Source organism: Bifidobacterium callitrichos DSM 23973 (assembly GCF_000741175.1).
Taxonomy (GTDB): domain Bacteria; phylum Actinomycetota; class Actinomycetes; order Actinomycetales; family Bifidobacteriaceae; genus Bifidobacterium; species Bifidobacterium callitrichos.
This window is the reverse complement of record NZ_JGYS01000015.1, coordinates 55,258-73,726: the sequence shown is the minus strand read 5'-3', so window position 1 is coordinate 73,726 and position 18,469 is coordinate 55,258. Positions and strand designations below refer to the sequence as shown.

General features: G+C 65.6%; 11 protein-coding genes. 3 read left to right on the top strand and 8 right to left on the bottom strand.

The genetic code is table 11. The features are described from left to right. Positions 1–2 precede the first annotated feature (2 nt). From BCAL_RS08505 to BCAL_RS08480, 6 genes are all read right to left on the bottom strand, one after another. Positions 3–4,817: an Lhr family helicase gene (locus BCAL_RS08505; protein WP_043163859.1), complete on the bottom strand. Its 4,815-nt coding sequence runs from the start codon at positions 4,815–4,817 to the stop codon at positions 3–5. Between the two features lie 69 nt (positions 4,818–4,886). Continuing rightward, on the bottom strand, positions 4,887–6,071 hold the full coding sequence (locus tag BCAL_RS08500) for an MFS transporter (protein WP_043163858.1): 1,185 nt from the start codon (positions 6,069–6,071) through the stop codon (positions 4,887–4,889). Positions 6,072–6,191: 120 nt separating this feature from the next. Next, a complete protein-coding gene (locus tag BCAL_RS08495) occupies positions 6,192–7,163 on the bottom strand; it encodes a ribokinase (protein WP_043163981.1) in 972 nt (323 codons plus the stop codon). 159 nt (positions 7,164–7,322) lie between these two features. Next, positions 7,323–9,584 (bottom strand): DNA gyrase/topoisomerase IV subunit B, encoded by a 2,262-nt coding sequence (locus BCAL_RS08490; protein WP_043163856.1) that lies wholly within the window; start codon positions 9,582–9,584, stop codon positions 7,323–7,325. A gap of 74 nt (positions 9,585–9,658) precedes the next feature. Then, positions 9,659–11,098 (bottom strand): RNA polymerase sigma factor, encoded by a 1,440-nt coding sequence (locus BCAL_RS08485; protein WP_043163854.1) that lies wholly within the window; start codon positions 11,096–11,098, stop codon positions 9,659–9,661. Positions 11,099–11,306: 208 nt separating this feature from the next. Then, positions 11,307–11,966, bottom strand: coding sequence for a DUF4192 domain-containing protein (locus BCAL_RS08480; RefSeq protein ID WP_140444767.1), 660 nt, complete (start codon positions 11,964–11,966; stop codon positions 11,307–11,309). A gap of 188 nt (positions 11,967–12,154) precedes the next feature. Here BCAL_RS08480 and BCAL_RS08475 point away from each other — a divergent pair, with 188 nt between their 5' ends. Both BCAL_RS08475 and BCAL_RS08470 read left to right on the top strand, forming a co-directional pair. Continuing rightward, a complete protein-coding gene (locus BCAL_RS08475; protein WP_043163852.1) occupies positions 12,155–13,234 on the top strand; it encodes a polyprenyl synthetase family protein in 1,080 nt (359 codons plus the stop codon). A gap of 48 nt (positions 13,235–13,282) precedes the next feature. Continuing rightward, the gene (locus tag BCAL_RS08470) at positions 13,283–15,613 is read left to right on the top strand and encodes a protein kinase domain-containing protein (RefSeq protein ID WP_043163850.1); all 2,331 of its coding nucleotides are present in this window, start codon (positions 13,283–13,285) and stop codon (positions 15,611–15,613) included. Between the two features lie 120 nt (positions 15,614–15,733). Here BCAL_RS08470 and BCAL_RS08465 read toward each other — a convergent pair whose 3' ends face one another. Continuing rightward, entirely contained in the window at positions 15,734–16,453 is a 720-nt protein-coding gene (locus tag BCAL_RS08465; protein ID WP_043163848.1) for a lysophospholipid acyltransferase family protein, read from the bottom strand. Between the two features lie 49 nt (positions 16,454–16,502). On the opposite strand from BCAL_RS08465, the gene BCAL_RS08460 reads away from it, so the two are divergent. After that, positions 16,503–17,099 carry a hypothetical protein gene (locus BCAL_RS08460; RefSeq protein WP_043163846.1) on the top strand — a complete coding sequence of 199 codons (597 nt, stop codon included), beginning with the start codon at positions 16,503–16,505 and terminating at the stop codon, positions 17,097–17,099. A gap of 29 nt (positions 17,100–17,128) precedes the next feature. Here BCAL_RS08460 and BCAL_RS08455 read toward each other — a convergent pair whose 3' ends face one another. Further along, positions 17,129–18,448: an ABC transporter substrate-binding protein gene (locus tag BCAL_RS08455; RefSeq protein WP_043163843.1), complete on the bottom strand. Its 1,320-nt coding sequence runs from the start codon at positions 18,446–18,448 to the stop codon at positions 17,129–17,131. Between the last annotated feature and the right edge of the window lie 21 nt (positions 18,449–18,469).

Genomic DNA, 18,469 nt, shown 5'->3' with positions numbered 1-18,469 from the left:
TGTCAGTACAGGCGCATCCCCTGAGGAACCGGTGTGAAGCCGGCCTGATGCAGGACCCGCGTATAGGGGTTGTGAGCGTTCAGCGGCTCGCCGTTCACATCGGCGAAGGTGACCGTTCCGGGGCCGTTGCGGCGCAGAGCGTATGCCAGTTCCGCAAGGGACGTGCGCAACGTCGGGCTCTGCCCGGGGGTCTGTCCGCCTTGATCGTCGGTCCTCTCGGTGGAGGTTTCGGCGGCAACGGAGTCGTCGTGCTCCGGTGCGTCGGCGAACACGGTCAGGTGCTTGGATCTGGGTGTGGCGTAGGCGATGAGTGCGCCGCCTGCAAGTACCACGATGCCACCTTCGCGTCTGGTCGGTTTGCCGGTGCCGTTCGGCGCGGGTGGCCATGCGATCGCGGAACCGTACAAGTTCGCCGGATCCAGTACGCTGACCGCGACGGCCGAACGCATGTGTCCGTCGTGGCCGTCATCCGAAGCGGTCAAGGAGGTTTCCGTCTGCCCCGTTTTCCCCATGCGCCGCAGCGCATCGACGGTGTCCCGTTCGGCGAACTGGGCCGCGCCGAATCCTCTGACGAACATGCCTCGCGCGAGACGCCCGTGCTCCTCCATGCGCTTGAGCACCGGGTACAGTCCGGAGAATCCTCCGGGGATATCCTCCCTGTCAAGCACAGGCTGGCAGATGACGCCGTATCTGTCGAGAAGGATCTCGACTCGTTCCAGCATGCGACGCTCCGGAGTGTTGGGCGAATCGTCTCCGTTCGTCCCGTCGTCCCCTATCGTGTCGGCGGCACCGACCTGTGACCACAGTCCGCTCATGGTCATCGGTATGTGGGGCTGCACGCGGATGCGGCGGCGTGACGCGCGGGCAGGCGTGCGGACCTTGCGCCCGCCCGCCGCCAATGCGCGCACGGGCACGAGCGAACTATTCGTGACCCTGCCCTGCCAGACCAGTGACCACAGGGCCTCCTCGAACTGGGCGTCGGACCATGGCCGTGACGAGGCATCCGACGAGGGTACGTCAAGAATCTCACCGGTTTCGGGGTCCACGACTTCGACGAGTCGCGAATCGGCGGACTGCCATCGTTCCCGTACCATCGTCGCGAGCTGAGAGGCGTGGTAGGCGCCGCCGGATGCGAGGACGTCGAGGACCGCTTCGGGAAGCGTCATCTCGGCGCGATCCTTTGCATCATCGCCTTCATCTTCGCTGAGTGCTTCGGTCAGGAGCGGTGAATCCGCGGGGTGGAAGGCGATGAGCCCGGGCTCCGACGCCTTGGTGCCGCCGGTCTTGGAACCGATCCAGACGATCTCCCCGCCGGCGAGCAGTTCGTCGAGCATCGCGGGCGAGTATCCGCCGACACGCGCGGGAAACACGTTCGACTCCCACACGGATGCGGGCAACGCCACTCCCTCGAGCTGTTCGATGACGCGCATCAGACCGTCGATGCCCTCGTATTGTTCGCCACCGACCGGCCCCACACCCTGACGCTCCAGCAGGAACGACTGGTATACGGCCGGTTCGACGGGTTCGACGGCCGCACGCGCCCTAGCCAGCGAGCGGGCACGGATGCGGCGGAATACATCCCTGTGCAGCCATTGCGACGCATCGCTCGACAGACTGTCGAGGAAATGTCCGGACAGGATCTCGCCGCGCCCCGCGAGCTCGTCGAGCGCATGTACGGCTTCGGCGGCGTCGATGCCGAGATCGGCGATCAGCCGTTGTGCGGTGAACGGGCCGTGCGTCTTCGCGTAACGCGTCACGCGGCCCATCACGTCATCCGGCGCGAGGTCGTTCCAGAAGGTGCGCCCCGCGAGCTGACCCTCCACTTCGGCGATGGCATCCGGGTCGAGCACGGTGGCCATATCGGTGACACCGAGCAGACGTTCCAGCACTTCGGGGTCCATGGACAGCAGTCGCACGCCGCGTTCCGCCTGCGGCACGTCGTACTGGTACATGACCGAGCCGACGAAGCCGAACAGCAGGTTCTCAGCGAACGGCGAGGGGGTATCCGTCGTCACGATCCGCAGTCCGATGCGATCGGAGGCGAGCGCGGTCATGAGCTCGCGCAGTGCGGGCAGGTCGTAAACGTCCTGCAGACATTCGCGGGCGGTTTCCAGCAGCAGCGGGAAGTTGCGTCTGACGCGCGCGGCGTTGAGCAGTTGGGCGGCGCGCAGCCGCTGCTGCCATAACGGCACGCGTCGGCCGGGTTCGATGCGCGGCAAGAACAGGGATCGGGCGGCGCATTCGCGGAACCGGGCCGCGTACAGTACACTCTCCCCCACTCCCGTTTCGACGAGTCGCTGTAGATCATCCGGATCGAACAGCAGCAGTTCGCGAAGGGGTATCTCGCCCACGCCGTCGGGCAGGCGGATGACGATGCCGTCGTCCGCCGCGTATGCCTGTCCGTCGAAGCCGTAGCGCGCCTTGAGACGTGCGGTGACGGCCATCGACCAGGGTTCATGGACGCGTCGGCCGTACGGCGAGTGGATGATGATGCGCCAGTCGCCCTCCTCGTCGGGGCATCGTTCGACGACGATGGCCATATCGTTCGGCACGACTCCGGTGGCGGTCCGCTGCTCGGCGAGCAGCCGGGCGAGGTTGGATACGGCGTTGTCGTCAAGACCATCGGCGTGCAGCCGGTTCAGGGTATGACGGTCGAACGTGGGCGAGCCATCGTCCGCGGCGGCGGAGCGAAGCCCGGATGCGGTCTCGCGTAGGAACCGGCCTTTGGCACGGCCGAATCCGGCGTCGCGTCCGGATTCCTCGCCGTGCCAGAACGGCAGGCGTGCGGTACGGCCCGGTGCCGGCGTGACGATGACGCGATCCCGGGTGATCTCCTGGATCTGCCACGTGGAGGTGCCGAGGGTGATGATGTCGCCGACGCGTGACTCGTAGACCATCTCCTCGTCGAGTTCGCCGACCCGGCGCTGCCCCCTGCCGGCGTCGGCCTCGGGCAGGACCACCGTGTACAGGCCACGGTCGGGTATGGTGCCGCCGGAGGTGACGGCGAGGCGTTGGGCTCCGGGTCGGGCGGAGATGAGGTCGGCCTCATGATTCCACATGAGCGGCGGCCGGAACGCCGAGAACTCCTCGGTGTCGTATGCGCCGGTCATCATGCCCATGACCGCGTCGAACATGTCCCGTTCGAGGGAGACGAACGGTGCGGCACGACGTACCGTCGCATACCATGCGTCCGGATTGAGGTCGTCCATCGACGCGGCGGCCACGGTCTGCTGGGCGAGGATGTCGAGCGGATTGCGTGGCACGGCCAGAGGTTCGATATCCCCTGCGCGCATGCTTTCGATGCTGGCCACCACACCGACGATCTGCTCACGCGTCAACGGGTAGAACAGGGCATGCGAGACGCCGCCCACACGATGGTCGGCGCGGCCAACGCGCTGCAGCCCGGATGCGACGGACAACGGCGGCGAGATCTGGATGACCAGATCCACCGATCCCATGTCGATGCCGAGCTCGAGGCTGCTGGTCGCGACCACGCAGCGCAGCTCGCCGCGTTTGAGACGCTCCTCGATCTGCTTGCGCCGGTCCTTCGACACGGATCCGTGATGCGCCATCGCGATCACGTCATCCGGACCGTGCGATCCGACAAGCATCGTGGTCGAACCGACCACGGCGTCGTAATGGGGCGCGAATCCCTCACGCCCCTCCGGCGACGCCTTGTCCCCGCTTCCGGACTTTCCGCCTCCCCCGCCTCCCCTACGTTCGGCGTACAGATCGTTGAGACGGGCGGTGAGCTTTTCGGCAAGACCACGGGAGTTGACGAACACGAGCGTGGTCGAATGTGCGAGGATCTCGTCGAGGACGCTCGCCTCGACCACCGGCCAGATCGAACCGGATGTGCGGTCCGAGGAGGCGCCGATGATCGCAGACGAATCGCCGACGAGTCCCTTGCGTTCGGCAAGACGCCGCATGGACGGCGTGACGCCGGAGATATATCCGACAGTGGAGGATTCGTGATCGACGCCTCCGGCACGGTGCGGGACGTTCGCGGATTGCAGATCACGCATGTCCGCCAGAGGCTCGACGACCTTCAGGTCCATCTGCGGCCGCGAGCCCGGGTTGACGATGGTGACCGGACGCGATCCGCCGAGGAACCGTGCGGCCTCGGCGGGAGGATTCACCGTGGCGGACAGGCCGATGCGCTGCGCGGGCCGTACGGCGGTCACGCGGTCGGACGCGCGCGGGTCCCGTTCCGTTCCGGCGATGAGGTCGTCGAGACGTTCGAGGCTCAGGGCGAGATGCGCGCCGCGCTTGGTTCCGGCGAGCGCATGGACCTCGTCGACGATGACGGTGTCGACGGTCCTGAGGATGCGCCGCGCTTTCGAGGTGAGGATGAGATACAGCGACTCCGGTGTGGTGACGAGGATGTCCGGCGGATGCGTGGCGATGGCGCGGCGTTCCTTGGGCGTGGTATCCCCGCTGCGGGTGGCCACGCGGATGGATGGCGCGGCCAGTCCCATCGTCTCGCATTGGCGTGCGATGCCGTCGAGAGGCGCTTCGAGGTTCTTCGCGACGTCGACGGCGAGCGCCTTGAGCGGGGAGATGTAGAGGATTCTGACGCCGCGTGGGCGCTTGCCGGAGGCGCCCGCGCCGATGTCGTTCCGATCCGTCATGAGGCGGTCTATGGCGGAGAGGAACGCGCACAGGGTCTTGCCGGATCCGGTGGGCGCGATGACGAGCGTGTTGGCGCCGGATCGGATGGCTGGCCATGCCTCGCGTTGCGCCTCGGTGGGCGCATCGAAGGCATGTCGGAACCACTCCCGTGTGGGTTTCGAGAACGACGCCAGACATTCGCACATATGTTCGATTATGGCTCGCGGCCGCGACGTGCCGACACTCTCCCTCGCGGGATTCGCGCCCCTCTCGGATCAGCCTCGTTTGCGGCGCAGCGATTCGTGCATGGCGACCATCAGCGCGAGGAAGACGAGCAGGAAGCACGGGAACAGGTCGACCGTCATGTATTGGGCGATGAGTCCGAACAGCGGCGGCATGAGCATCGTGCCGACGTAGGCGCATGCCATCTGCACGCCGACGATGGCCTGTGAGTTCTCCTCGCCGAAGTAGGCGGGCGTGGAGTGGATGATGCAGGGGTAGACGGGGGCGCAGCCGAGTCCGATGATCGTCAGTCCCGCGAATACGCCGATGTGGTGCGGCAGAGGCAGGAGCATGATGACGATTCCGGCGAGGATGAGCGCCTGTCCGAGGCGGATCATCTGATGGTCGGCGAGACGCATGGTGAGGAATCCGCTTAAGGCTCGGCCGACGGTGATGCCGATGAAGAACAGGCTGATCCAGCTGGCGGCTTCGGCTTTGCCGATGCCGTGCCCCATGACCATGTAGGTCGATCCCCAGAGCATGCAGGTGGATTCGATGGCGCAGTAGCACAGGAACATGAGCAGGATCTCGCTCGCGCCCTTGATGGCGACCACCCCCTTGATGCCGAGCGGCTTGCGGGGTTCGCCGTTCGCATCCGATGCGGCGGTCGAAACGGTCGTCTGCGGCCTTCTGCGCGCCTTCCACAGGGGCAGGCTGATGATGACGATGGCGGTCAGTGCGATCTGGATGAATCCGATGTACCGGTAGCCCCACGGCCACCCCTGTCCGTGGGACAATGCGTAGCCCATCACGTACGGGCCGGTGAGCGCGCCCACGCCCCACATGCAGTGCAGCCAGCTCATGTGTCGGCTTTCGTAGTGGATGGCGACGTAGTTGTTGAGCGCCGCGTCCACGCCGCCTGCGCCGAGTCCGTACGGGATGGCGAGCGCGATGAGCGTCCAGTAGTTCGGCGCGATCGAGAATCCCATCAGCGCAGCGGCGGTGAGACCGACCGACACGGCGGTGACGCGGCCCGCCCCGAAGCGCAGGGTCATGCGGTCGCTCATCAGCGCCGAGCAGATGGTCGCCGCGGAGATCGTCATGGAGATGCCGCCGGCCCATGAGACTGGCGCCCCGAGATCCTGGCTCATGGTCGGCCATGCGGCGCCGAGCAACGCATCGGGCAGCCCGAGGCTGATGAACGACAGATAGATCACGGCGAGCAGCAGGCTTGCCATCGGCCCTCCTTCAAGGTTGAGAATGTGATATGCACAACACGATGCGTACGGTCGTACATACTACGGAGGGCCGGGGATAACACGCCGGGCGATGATGACGCCCGACGAATCGCGCTGGATTCAGGCTGCGAAGTAGTCGGCGATCTCGACGGCCGTGCCGTAGGAGGATTGCGCGCCGAGCTTGGTGGCGGCGAATGCGGCCACGTACGAGGCGATCTGCGCGCACTGCAGTAGCGTGTATCCGGCTGCGAGTCCGGCGAGGATCGTGCCCATGAACGAGTCACCACAGCCGGTGGTGTCCACCGCGTCGATCCTCGCGGCGGACACGCGATGCCAGTGCCCGTCGTCGACGACGATGGAACCCTCCGCACCGAGCGTGACGATCGCCCGATCGAACCCGTAGTCGGAGAAGCGCTCAACCACGTCGGACCAGTCCAGCTCTCCCCAGTCTCCATCGGCGGGAGGATCGAGCTCGAGCAGCAACGCCGCCTCGTGTTCGTTGACGAGCAGGATGTCGGTGGCTTCGACGAGCTCGTGCGGCAGTTCGGGGAGGAACGGGGATTCGTTGAGCAGGACGGTCACTCCGCTGTCGTGAGCCATTCTCGCGGCGGCGATCACGGTGGTCAGCGGGCTTTCGAGGCACAGACCGAGCACGCGCGCCTCGGCCAGGCCGTCGCCGTGCGCCTGCACGTATCCGGCGCTGACCTTGCCGTTCGCACCCGCAGAATAGACGATGGTGTTCTCACCTTCGGCGTCCACGGTGATGACCGTGGTGCCGCTCGCCCCTTCGGCGTGCAGGATCTCGGAGGTGTCCACACCGGCGTCATCGAGCCTGCTGAGCAGGAATTCGGCATTCGAATCATCGCCGACCGCGCCGTACATACGTACGTTCGCCCCCAGACGCGCCGCACTGGCCGCCTGGTTCGCGCCCTTGCCGCCGGGCAGGATCTTGAGGACGCCTCCCGCGACCGTCTCGCCGGGCTGAGGCAGACGCCGTGTGGCGACCGTGTAGTCCGCGTTCATCGACCCGACCACGGCGACGGGTTCGCCGCCTCCAAGGGCGAGCAGCCGTTCACGGATGGCCTGCGGCATCTGCGGTCGTTCAACGCCCTTCGCGGCGGACGCTGCCGTATTGTTCATCACGATGTTCACGTGCTACAGCATAGTCCTCTCCGCGAGGGCGGACGAACCCCGATCGCCCTCCGGCAGGGCGATGCCGCAAGGCGATCGGGGGAATCGATCGGGAATCGATCAGGTGTCGATCTTGGAGCGATCGAAGTCGTCGGCGTTCTCGACGATGAACGCCTTGCGAGGCGGCACATCGTCACCCATGAGCAGATCGAAGATCTCGGCGGCCTGCGCGGCGTCCTCCATGCGGATGCGGCGCAGCATGCGCGTGCGCGGGTCCATCGTGGTGTCCGCCAACTGATCGGCGTCCATCTCGCCCAGACCCTTGTAGCGCTGGATGTCGGGATTGTAGGAGATGCGCCTGCTATCCAGATCGGCGAGCTTGCCCTCGAGCTCGTCGTCGGAGTACGTGTAGATGTACTCGCCCTTGTGCGAGCCGGCCAGCGCGATGCGGTGGAGCGGCGGCACGGCCGCGTACACGTAGCCGTGCTCGATGAGCGGGCGCATATAGCGGTAGAAGAGGGTGAGCAGCAGAATGCGGATATGCGCGCCATCCACATCGGCATCGGTCATCATGATGACCTTGTGGTAGCGGGACTGTTCGATGTCGAAGCTCTGTCCGCTGCCCGCGCCCACCACCTGGATGATGGCCGCGCACTCCTTGTTCGACAGCATCTGCGTGATCGACGCCTTCTGCACGTTGAGGATCTTGCCTCGGATCGGCAGCAACGCCTGGAAGCCCGAGTTGCGGGCGGCCTTGGCGGTGCCGAGTGCGGAATCACCCTCGACGATGAACAGTTCGGCCACATCATCATTGCCCGGCTGGCAGTCGGACAGCTTGGATGGCATGGATGCGGATTCGAGCGCGTTCTTGCGACGCGTCACCTCCTTGGCCTTGCGCGACTGGACGCGGGCGTGCATCTCTCCGACGATCTTCTCGAGCACGCGGCCGGACTGCTCCTTGTAGCCGCGCTTGGATCCGGAGATCATCTCGCCGAACTGGCTGTCGGCCATGCGCGTGACGATCGGCTTGACCTGAGCGGTGCCGAGCACGTCCTTGGTCTGCCCCTGGAACTGCGGTTCGGCGATGCGCACCGTGACGACGGCGACGAGACCCGCCATGATGTCGTCGCGTTCGACGCGCATGTTGGAATCCCTGAGGTTCACCTTGAGCCTGCGGGCGTTCGCCTCGACGGCCTTGCGTACCTGTCTGGTGACCGAGTTCATGAGGCCGTCGACGTGCATGCCGCCGCCCGGGGTCTCGATGATGTTCACGAAGCTGCGGATGGTGGTGTCGTATCCGTTGACCCAGCGCAGCGCGATGTCGACGCCGCAGGTGCGGGTGACCTTCTGCGCGTGCAGCTCGCCGTTCTCGCCGACGCTCTGCGTCTCCTCCTCGTAGGTGTCCTCACCCTGGATGCGCCAGATGTCGCTCACGGGTTCGCCGTGCGACAGGAAGTCGACGAAGTCCTTCACGCCGCCGGTGTGGCGGAACTCCTCGACGCGTGCGTGCGTGCGGTTCGCCGCGTCGGCCTTGGCGACGGCCACGCCCTGCGGCACGACGGCGCTATCCGGTTCCGGTGTCTCGGCCTGCTCGTCCGCGATCGGGGTGCCGTCCGAAACCTCATCCCCGTCGACTTCAAGCATCTCGTCGACGGATGCGTCGCCGGTGGCCGGCACGTTCTCGTCGATGACGGTGATCTTGAGTCCGGGCACAAGAAAGCTGGTCTGGCGCACGCGATCGATGAGCCGCTCGTAGGAGAACTCGGCGGTGCTGTTGAAGATCTCAGGGTCCGCCCAGTAGCGGATGCGCGTTCCGGTGCGCTTGGCGGGCACCTTGCCCGTGATCTCCAGCTCGGTGGGACGGTTCTTGCGCGTGCGCTTGAACGGCGAATCCGGCGAGGGATGCTCGGTGTCGGCATCCGCGTAGACGCCGGGATGTCCCTGATGGAACGACATGTGATGCGTCAGTCCCTCACGGTCCACGTACACGTCGAGACGGGAGCTCAACGCGTTGACGACGGACGAGCCGACGCCGTGCAGACCGCCGACCGCGTTGTAGGAGGAGCTGCCGAACTTCGCTCCGGCATGCAGCTTGGTCATGACGACCTCAACGCCCGACAGACCGGTCTTCGGCTCCTTGTCGACGGGGATGCCTCGACCGTTGTCGGCTACCTCGATCGATCCGTCGGTGTGCAGGGTCACGACGATGTCGTCGCAGAACCCCGCCAGCGCCTCGTCGACCGAATTGTCGATGATCTCCCACAGGCAGTGCATGAGGCCCTGGCTGTCGGTGGTGCCGATGTACATGCCGGGACGCTTGCGCACCGCGTCAAGCCCTTCGAGGACGGCAAGATCCTTCGCGCCGTATTCTTCTTTCGCCATAATCCTTCCGTTGGCTGGATGAGTAGGTCGTCACATGCCGCAGTTGACTGCGTTCACAGGTCTGGCCCGGCGACTCACTGGTCAAGGAAGTCGCGCAGGGTCTGCGAGCGGGACGGGTGACGCAGCTTCGACATGGTCTTCGATTCGATCTGGCGGATGCGTTCGCGGGTCACGCCGTACACGCGGCCGATGTCGTCGAGGGTCTTGGGCTGGCCGTCCTCCAGGCCATAGCGCATCTTGATGACGCCGGATTCGCGCGGAGAGAGCGTCTCCAGCACGCTCTTGAACTGCTCCTGCAGCAGGGAGAACGCGACGGCGTCGGACGGGGCGATGGCGTCGGTGTCCTCGATGAGGTCGCCGAACTCGGAGTCGCCGTCCTCGCCGAGCGGGGTGTGCAGCGAGATCGGCTCACGACCGTACTTCTGCACCTCCTGCACCTTCTCGACGGGCATGTCGAGCTCGCGGGCCAGCTCGTCCGGCGTGGGCTCGCGTCCCAGATCCTGCAGCATCTGGCGCTGCACGCGCGAGAGCTTGTTGATGACCTCGACCATGTGCACGGGCACGCGGATGGTGCGCGCCTGATCGGCCATGGCTCGGGTGATGGCCTGACGGATCCACCACGTGGCGTACGTGGAGAACTTGAAGCCCTTCTTCCAGTCGAACTTCTCGACCGCGCGGATCAGACCGAGGTTGCCCTCCTGAATGAGGTCGAGGAAGAGCATGCCGCGGCCGGTGTAGCGCTTGGCGAGCGAGACGACCAGTCGCAGGTTGGCCTCCAGCAGGTGGTCCTTGGCCTTCTTGCCGTCGTTCGCGGCCCACTTGAGCTCGCGCTTGCGCTTGAAGTCCATCTTGTCGCCCTCGGTGTCCAGCAGATGCTGGGCGTACAGGCCGGCCTCGATGCGCTCGGACAGGTCGACCTCCTGCTCGGCGTTCAACAGGTTCACACGGCCGATCTGCTTGAGGTAGTCCTTGACCGGATCCGCGGTGGCGCCGGCGGTGATCACGCGACGCTTCGGGTTGCCCGCCTTGCCGCGGCGGCGGGGCTCGTCGTCATCGTCGTCATCGCGCACGACGAAGGCGCCCTTCTGCTTGGGCTCCTCGACGACTTCGGGCTTGTCCTCCTCGTCGTCGTCCTCATCCTCGTCATCCTCGGATTCGTCGTCGGAGTCCTCGTCATCCCCGTCCACGTCCGGATCGTCGACGTCCTCGCCGTCGACCTCGTCGATGTCGTCGATGTCGTCGACCTCGAGATCGTCGTCCTCGTCATCCTCCAGCTGATCGACGGGCTCCTCGCCATCCACGGGCTTGACGGGCTCCTCCGCCTTCTCCGTCTTCTTGCGGCCGGCGCGCTTGGCCGTGCCCTTCGCCGCCGTCTTGCCGGTCGCAGCCTTCTTCGCGGTGGACTTCCTTGCGGCTGTCTTGCGTGCGGTGCTGGCTTTCTTGGCGGAGGCGGCCTTGGTCTCGTCCGTGGTGTCCTCGGTCTTGTCGCCGGCCGTCGTGCTCGTAGTAGCCAAACTTTCCTCCTCGCGGGTCCTCGCCCCGGCCGCATATACCACATGGGCATACTTATGGCAAGGGCAAATCGTCAACTATGTGAGTAAACCACCTCATAGGGACGATTATTCCCGGGCAGAGAAAACCGCATCCGTCGCGCCGATCGGATCCGAAACGTCCATTCGGCCCTAACCGACGCGGCGGATGCGGTCGCGGAAGGGGATCACGCTACGGGCATGCGCATCCCCGTGGACGTGCGCCCTTGCTCACGGCGGTCAGCACCAGCACCGCCAGCGAGCAGGAGTCGTCCACAGCGAGACTGCGGAGCGCATAGAGCGGCGCCCTGCGATCCCCGAGCCACCACAGGATGTAGGCGATCGAGGCCAGCGGCTGTACGGTCAGACGCCTGGGCATCATCAATCCCATCGAGGAGAACATCGCGATCCCCGTCCTGCAGCGTTCGACGTCCGGACCGCGATCGTCGTCGAACAGGTCGAACATCATGTCACGGACGGTGGTCGCCACCTCGGGGGTGCTCGGGCGGGCGATGACGTCCATCAGCACGTCCCGGTCGCACTCCCCCCGCCTGAGCATCAGGGACAAAAGCAGCGCATCGCGGATCGAGAGCGATTCATCCATACCCACCGCCAGCGCCGCCAGAACGTCCTCGTCATGGTCGACACGGTGGTCGTCGAGATGGTCGAGCCAGAAGTCGAGAGGACCGTTCATCCACTGCCGGTTGGCCATCTCCGGCCCCTGCTCGCGCCGGGAGCTGCGCAGATGCTCCGTCATGTCCTCGATGAAGGCGTCGTCGACCGGCTCGATGCCGTCGGCATCGATGTCGTCGAAGCCGAAGCCGTCGCAGCATTTCCCATGTCTGTTGGTCATTGTGTCATCCTCCTTGATGATCGTGTTGTCGGATGCGACCGACGACATGTCCGCGACGGCCGCGCCCCCAAGTATCAATGGTTCGACGCCCGATCGCCATAACCTCCCGCCTTTGTGGATGAGGCCTCGAAAGACCTTGGAAATAGCGGGTTCTTGTAATCATGGCGCATTGTGGATAACTTAGAGGCATGTGCAGAACCGACGTTGACCGTTCCCTGATCGAGCCCCGTATCGCCGCCCTGGTGGCGGGACGGGCCGGAATTCCCGACGGCGAGGAGATCCCCGACGCATGCCGGAAGGTGATGGATGAGGTCGTCCGCCAGGGCGTGTCCTCAAGCGAGGGCGGCAAGCGGCTGCGGGCGCTGCTGGCGCTGACCGCGTACGACGCGTTCGGCGGCGAACCACGGACCCGTGACGCGATGGTGGACATGGCGTGCGCCATCGAGGTGTTCCAGACGGCCGCGCTGGTGCATGACGACATCATCGACGAATCCGATCTTCGCCGCGGTCGACCCAGCGCACACAAGGCGTTGGAGGATTGGACCGGGGACAGGGCCATCGGCCGCGGTCTGGGACTGATGCTCGGCGACCTGCTGGCCACCGCATGCGTGGCCATCGCCAATGAGGCGGCGCACAGTCTGCCGAACTCCGCGAAGCTGGTCGACGCGTTCCTCACCATGCAGCGCGAGGTGGAGATCGGACAGGTGCTTGATCTTGCGGTCGAGCAGGCCCCGCTCGACGATCCCGATGCGCTGGTCGAGGCGTCACTGGGCGTGTTCCGATGGAAGACGGCAAGCTATACGACGATCGCCCCTCTGCGTCTGGCGATGCTCGCATCGGGATGCGACCCGCAACACGCCGAGCGCACGGCGACGGCGATCGGACGACCTCTGGGATTGGCGTTCCAGCTGGAGGACGATCTCATCGACGTCATCGGTTCGAGCCGATCCAGCGGCAAGCCGGTGGGCGGGGACATCCGCGAGGGCAAGCGCACGGTGCTGCTGGCCGACGCCATCGGTGCGGCCGACGCCGACGGGCGCGCCGAGCTCATCTCGATGTTCGAGGCGGAATCGCGCTCGCAGGACGACGTGCGCAGAACCATGGAGCTGTTCGGCGCCACAGGCGCCATCGACCGTTCGAAGTCGCGCATCGCGGCGTTGTGGGACCAGACGAGCCATGCCATCGACGCGAGCGGCCTGGACGCGGATCGCAGGGCGGATCTGACCGCCATGTGCGCGATGTTCGTGCCGGACGTCGCCGGCCGGTAAAGTAGTTCATGACATTTCCAGCACATCGAGGAATCTACGATAACCACTATGAGTGAAGCCGCAAACGCGCCCGAAGGCCAGTTGATCGAAGGACGCTACCGCATCGTGCGCAGGATCGCGCAGGGCGGCATGGCCACGGTGTACGAGGCGCGCGACGAGCGTCTGGCCCGCACGGTGGCCATCAAGGTCATGCACACGCAATTGGCGCAGGGGCCGCACCGCGACCAGTTCATCGAACGATTCAGGCGCGAGGCCCGTTCGGCGGCGCAGATAGCGAACCCGCACATCGTACAGGTATACGACACGGGAGAGTTCAACGGCCTCGCCTATCTGGTGATGGAGTACGTGCATGGCGTGAACCTCAGGCACGAGATGAACCTGCAGGGCACGTTCACCGTACGCGAGACGCTCAGGATCGTGGCCGAGACGCTTGACGGGCTCGCCTCCGCGCATCGCGTGAACGTGGTGCATCGCGACATCAAGCCCGAGAACATCATGCTCAACGATCGCGGCCGCGTGCAGATCACCGATTTCGGTCTGGCGAAGGCCACGTCCCAGGCGACGCTCTCCTCCACCGGCATGCTGCTCGGCACGGCCGCCTATCTGCCGCCGGAGACCATCGAACGCAACGAGGCCACCCCGCAGGGCGATCTGTACGCGGTGGGCATCATGGCATGGGAGATGCTCGCCGGCGAGGTGCCGTTCATCTCGGACAATCCCGTCACCCTCGTCTTCAAGCACGTCCACGAGGACGTGCCGTCGGTGTCCGTGCCGTGCCCGGGCATAGACCCGTCCGTGGCCCGCTTCATCGCGCACCTGACGGCCCGTTCGATCGAGGAGCGGCCGTCGAACGCTGCCGCGGCGCTCGACGAGCTGCGTCGGATCGGAGGCACGCTGTCGGCGGACGCCTGGGCGTATCGCAGGCCCGCGGCCTCGGCCGCCGACGTGCACCCGGCCCCCGAGGGACCGATGCTCGCCGGCATGGAGGACACCGGCACCGGCGTGACCGAAGGCACCGCCGCATCCGAAAACGCCGCCGGTATGACGGATTCCACGGGTTCGGACATCGACGCCAGCACGCTTCGTTCGCGTCGACTGCCGCTGATACCCCCGGCCCCCGCCACCGCGAACCCCCCGCACACCTCGATCTCCTCACCCATGCCGCCGCACCCCACCGCCCCCGCAGATGCCGCCTCCGACGCCTCCGATACCAACGGGGACAACGCGCAGCCGACCATGACCATGGGGGCCGCCGCCACGCGCATGCTGCCGCCGATGGCCGATACCGGCGCCACGCGCACGATGCCCGCCATGGGAGATGAATCCGAGCCGGCAGTCCCGACCCCCTCCACCGAGGCACCCGCCAAACAGGACAAGCGCCGCAAGGGACCGAAGAAGGCGATCCTCATCACCATCGCGGTGCTGCTGGCGCTCGCCCTCGCAGGCGGCGGAACCGGAGCATGGTGGTACTACCTCGGCCCGGGAAGCTATTGGGCGCTGCCCAAGCCCGCCGATGTGAGCTGCACGGAGGGTCAGGCCTGCAGGATCGCCGGCGCGAAATGGCAGTCCTATGAAAGCCTGCTCAAGGTGGCGGGAATCCCGTATACGACCGCCGAGGACTACAGCGACACCGTTGCCCAAGGGGCGATCATCTCCGCGAAACTCGCCGGTTCGGACGCCACGGTGGATGCTCATGTGAGCAAGCGCCACACGCAGACGCTCAACGTGGTGATCTCCAAGGGCGTCAAGATGGCGACGATCCCGTCGGATATCCTCGACCCGAACTCGGCGAACGGCAAGGCGCCGTTGGACGCGTTGAAGAACGCCGGACTGACGAACGTCAAACATGACGAGTCGAAGGACGCCTATTCGGAGACGCTGCCCGAGGGCGTGACCCTGTCCATCTCCCCCGATCCGGGAACCACGATCAAGCACAACGACGAGGTGACGGTGACCCTGTCGAAGGGCCCGATGCCGGTGCAGATGCCCGACATCGTCGGCCGCTCCAAGGACGAGGCCGCGCAGGCGTTGGGCGATCTGAAGCTCAAGGCGAACTACTCCGAACAGTACAGCGACACCGTGGAGGCCGGCAAGATCATCTCCGCATCCGTGGCGAAGGGCACGCAGCTGCACTGGGGCGATTCGGTCGACGTGGTCGTCTCCAAGGGCCCGCAGATGGTGACGATACCGGACGTGCGAGGTCAGGCGTACGACGATGCGGCCAAGACGCTGCAGGCATTGGGATTGGACGTGCAGAAGACCGCCCCGCTCGGCGACCTGACGCACACGGTGCGTCTGCAGGACCCGAACCCGGGTCAGCAGGTGCGCGTGCGCGATACGAACGGCAAGAAGACGGTCGTCACGCTTACGGTCGTATGAGCCGGCGTGCGAGCTGAATCGTGAGTCGTATGACACATGACGAAGGGCGGACCTTTCAAGGGTCCGCCCTTCGTCATGCTGTGTCCAAACTGCGTCCAGACTTCGCCGGCCGATGCCTACTTACGCGGTTTCGGTGGCCGACTTGGCCGCCTCGGCCTCCTGCTTGGCCTTGAGCTCGGCCTTGACCTTCTGCGCGTATTCGGGCACGTACTCCTGACCGCTGAGCTTCTGGATCTCGGCGGTCAGATGGTCGGTCAACGCGCGCAGGTCGTCATGCGTGATCTCGTCGGCGGCCTTCTTCTCGACCTTGATCGGCTTGCCATAGATCACCTGGGTGCGTCCCTTCTTCGGGATCGTGGTGCCGATGGGCTGGAGCTTGTCCGAGCCGATGAGCGCGGTCGGCACGATCGGGCAGCCGGTCTCGAGCGCGAGGCGCGCCACGCCGGTGTGTCCCTTGTACAGGCGACCGTCGGGGCTGCGGGTGCCTTCGATGTGGATGCCGAACAGGTGGCCGTCCTCGATGATCTCACGTGCATGCTCGAGCGCGCCGAGCGACTTGTTGCCACCGGAGCGGTCCACCGGGAACACGCCCACGGACGTGAACCACCACTTCTTGAACTTGCCCTTGATGCCTTTGCCCTCGAAGTACTCGGCCTTGCCCATGAAATGCACCATGCGCGGGCAGGTGATCGGGATCAGCGCATCGTCGATGACGGCGAGATGGTTGGCGGCGATGATCGCACCGCCCTTGCGCGGGATGTTCTCCAGACCCTTGGCGGTGGGGCCGAGATGATGACGTGCGATGGGACCGAAGACCTTGACGAAGAACCAGTAGAGCACTGCGTTTCCCTCCCCGCGCAAACACCCGCGGCAGATTAGAGTGATGGGTATGACTGATCTCAACAATACCAACGCGGATGACGAGCGCACAAACCCCGCGCCGGATGGCGATGCCGCCTGCGGAAAGGCGAAGGATCCGGCAACGAAGCCGGCCGACCTCGGCAATCTCGACGAGGCGTGGGCGGCGTTCGAGGCCGAGCATAAGGACGATCTCGCCGCCGTGGCCTCCTCACGCAATGCGAAACGCTTCCAGAAGCACGCCGAACGTCAGGAGAAGGAGCAGCTGCTGCATGTGCGCGACCTTGCCCCGGACTCCTTCTCCCGTACCGGTTCGACCCACGGGCCGCGTGATTTCACCGGTTCCAGCTGGCTGGACGCCGATGACGTGATGGACGCGGAGGGCGATGACTTCGTGCCGCCGAACCCCAGCATCGGACCGGTCAAGGGCACGAAGCTCGTCTTCTGGATCCTGCTCGTCGCGGGCGTTGCCGGCGTCATCGGGTCGGTGTTCGTCCCCGCGCTCACCGGCATCCTCGGCACGGTGTTCGGCCTGTGCGTGCTGATCGGCGGCGCCGGGCTTATCGTCCAGCACAAGGGTCACAAGGAGACCCGCGAGGACGAGTTCGACGACGGCGCCCGCGTCTGAGCCCTGCGTCGCGAGCCCCGCGCAGGCGCTCACGACGCGAAGTCGATGGACTCCTGCAGTTCGGCGATCATCGCCTTGGCCGCGTCCAGCGCCTTGCGCTTGCCGAAGACGACATCCTGCTGGTAGCGCACGATCGTCTTGTCGAGTTCGGAGGCGCCGTTCGGTGTGATCGCCGGGGAATCACCCAACGTAGGTTGGATCTTGTCGACGAAGTCGAGCGCCTTGCGGTCGGTTCCGGTCGCCTCATCGGCCAACGACCTGCGGATGTCGTTGTTGGCGGGGATGCCTCGTTCGGTCCCGAGGATCTCACCGGCCGACCGGTCGTTGAGCAGATAGTCGACGAGCATGGCCGCCTCGGCCGGGTGCTGAGACTGCGAGGAGATCGTCCAGTACATGCCGGGCTTGAGGTACATGGTCTTCGCGCCGGGTTCCACCTGCGGCATCGGCACGAGCGTCATGTTGTCGGTTCCGGCGGCCTGGGCGTACGGGGTGATCATCGTGGCCTGCGTGATCATCATCGCCTGCCTGCCCTTGCCGAAATCACTGTCGTTCATGGCCGCGGCGGTGTTCTCGCTCCATCGTTCGGCGCTGCCTTCGATGCCGTTCTTCGCCCAGTCCGCGGGAAGTTGGAGGAACGACGCCAGCGTCTCGGGCGAGATCGTGATGCGGTTGCCTTCGAACAGCTTCTCCCCATGCTGGCGGGCCCACAGCTGCAGTCCGTAGCCGTTGTTCGGGGCGATCGAGCCGATGGCCTTGCCGTTCGACTTTTCGGCGACCTGTTGCGCGAAGTCGGAGAACTCGTCCCATGTCCAGCGCTCGGTGTCCGGCAGAGCGAGTCCGAGTTCGTCGAGCACGTCGTTGTTGACGATGACGCCGTACTGGGCGGTGGTCATCGGGACGGCGACCTGCTTGCCCTCGACCTGTCCCATCTGCTTCAAGGATGCATCCATTGTGCCGAGATCCAAGTACTTCGACGTCTTGCCGAGGTCGAGCAGGGAGCCCATCGACCCATAGAAAGCGAGATAGAGCTCGTCCATCTGCATGACGTCCGGGGCGTTGCCGCCGGCGGATTGGACGGCGAGCTTGTCCCAGTAGCCGGTCCAGTCGGAGTATTCCATATCGACGTGGATGTTCGGATGCTCCTTCTCGAAGCCCTTGACCGCCTCCTCGGTGGCCTTGATGCGGGCGTCGCCGCCCCACCAGTTGAGGCGGATGGTCACGTCGCCGTCGGCGGGCACGACCGGCGCATCCGAGGCACCCACCGAACTGCCGCATGCGGCGGATACGGTCAGCGCGACGGTCGCCATCACCGCGGCCAGATATTTCTTCCACAAACGCTTGAACATCATTGTTGTCCTTCATGATTGGAA

What these genes read in the sequence shown, in the direction of transcription:
- BCAL_RS08455 (WP_043163843.1), bottom strand. Translation starts at nt 18,448, where the DNA reads ATGATGTTCAAGCGTTTGTGGAAGAAATATCTGGCCGCGGTGATGGCG.
- BCAL_RS08460 (WP_043163846.1), top strand. Translation starts at nt 16,503, where the DNA reads ATGACTGATCTCAACAATACCAACGCGGATGACGAGCGCACAAACCCC.
- BCAL_RS08500 (WP_043163858.1), bottom strand. Translation starts at nt 6,071, where the DNA reads ATGGCAAGCCTGCTGCTCGCCGTGATCTATCTGTCGTTCATCAGCCTC.
- BCAL_RS08470 (WP_043163850.1), top strand. Translation starts at nt 13,283, where the DNA reads ATGAGTGAAGCCGCAAACGCGCCCGAAGGCCAGTTGATCGAAGGACGC.
- BCAL_RS08490 (WP_043163856.1), bottom strand. Translation starts at nt 9,584, where the DNA reads ATGGCGAAAGAAGAATACGGCGCGAAGGATCTTGCCGTCCTCGAAGGG.
- BCAL_RS08495 (WP_043163981.1), bottom strand. Translation starts at nt 7,163, where the DNA reads ATGCCGCAGGCCATCCGTGAACGGCTGCTCGCCCTTGGAGGCGGCGAA.
- BCAL_RS08505 (WP_043163859.1), bottom strand. Translation starts at nt 4,817, where the DNA reads ATGTGCGAATGTCTGGCGTCGTTCTCGAAACCCACACGGGAGTGGTTC.
- BCAL_RS08480 (WP_140444767.1), bottom strand. Translation starts at nt 11,966, where the DNA reads ATGACCAACAGACATGGGAAATGCTGCGACGGCTTCGGCTTCGACGAC.
- BCAL_RS08475 (WP_043163852.1), top strand. Translation starts at nt 12,155, where the DNA reads ATGTGCAGAACCGACGTTGACCGTTCCCTGATCGAGCCCCGTATCGCC.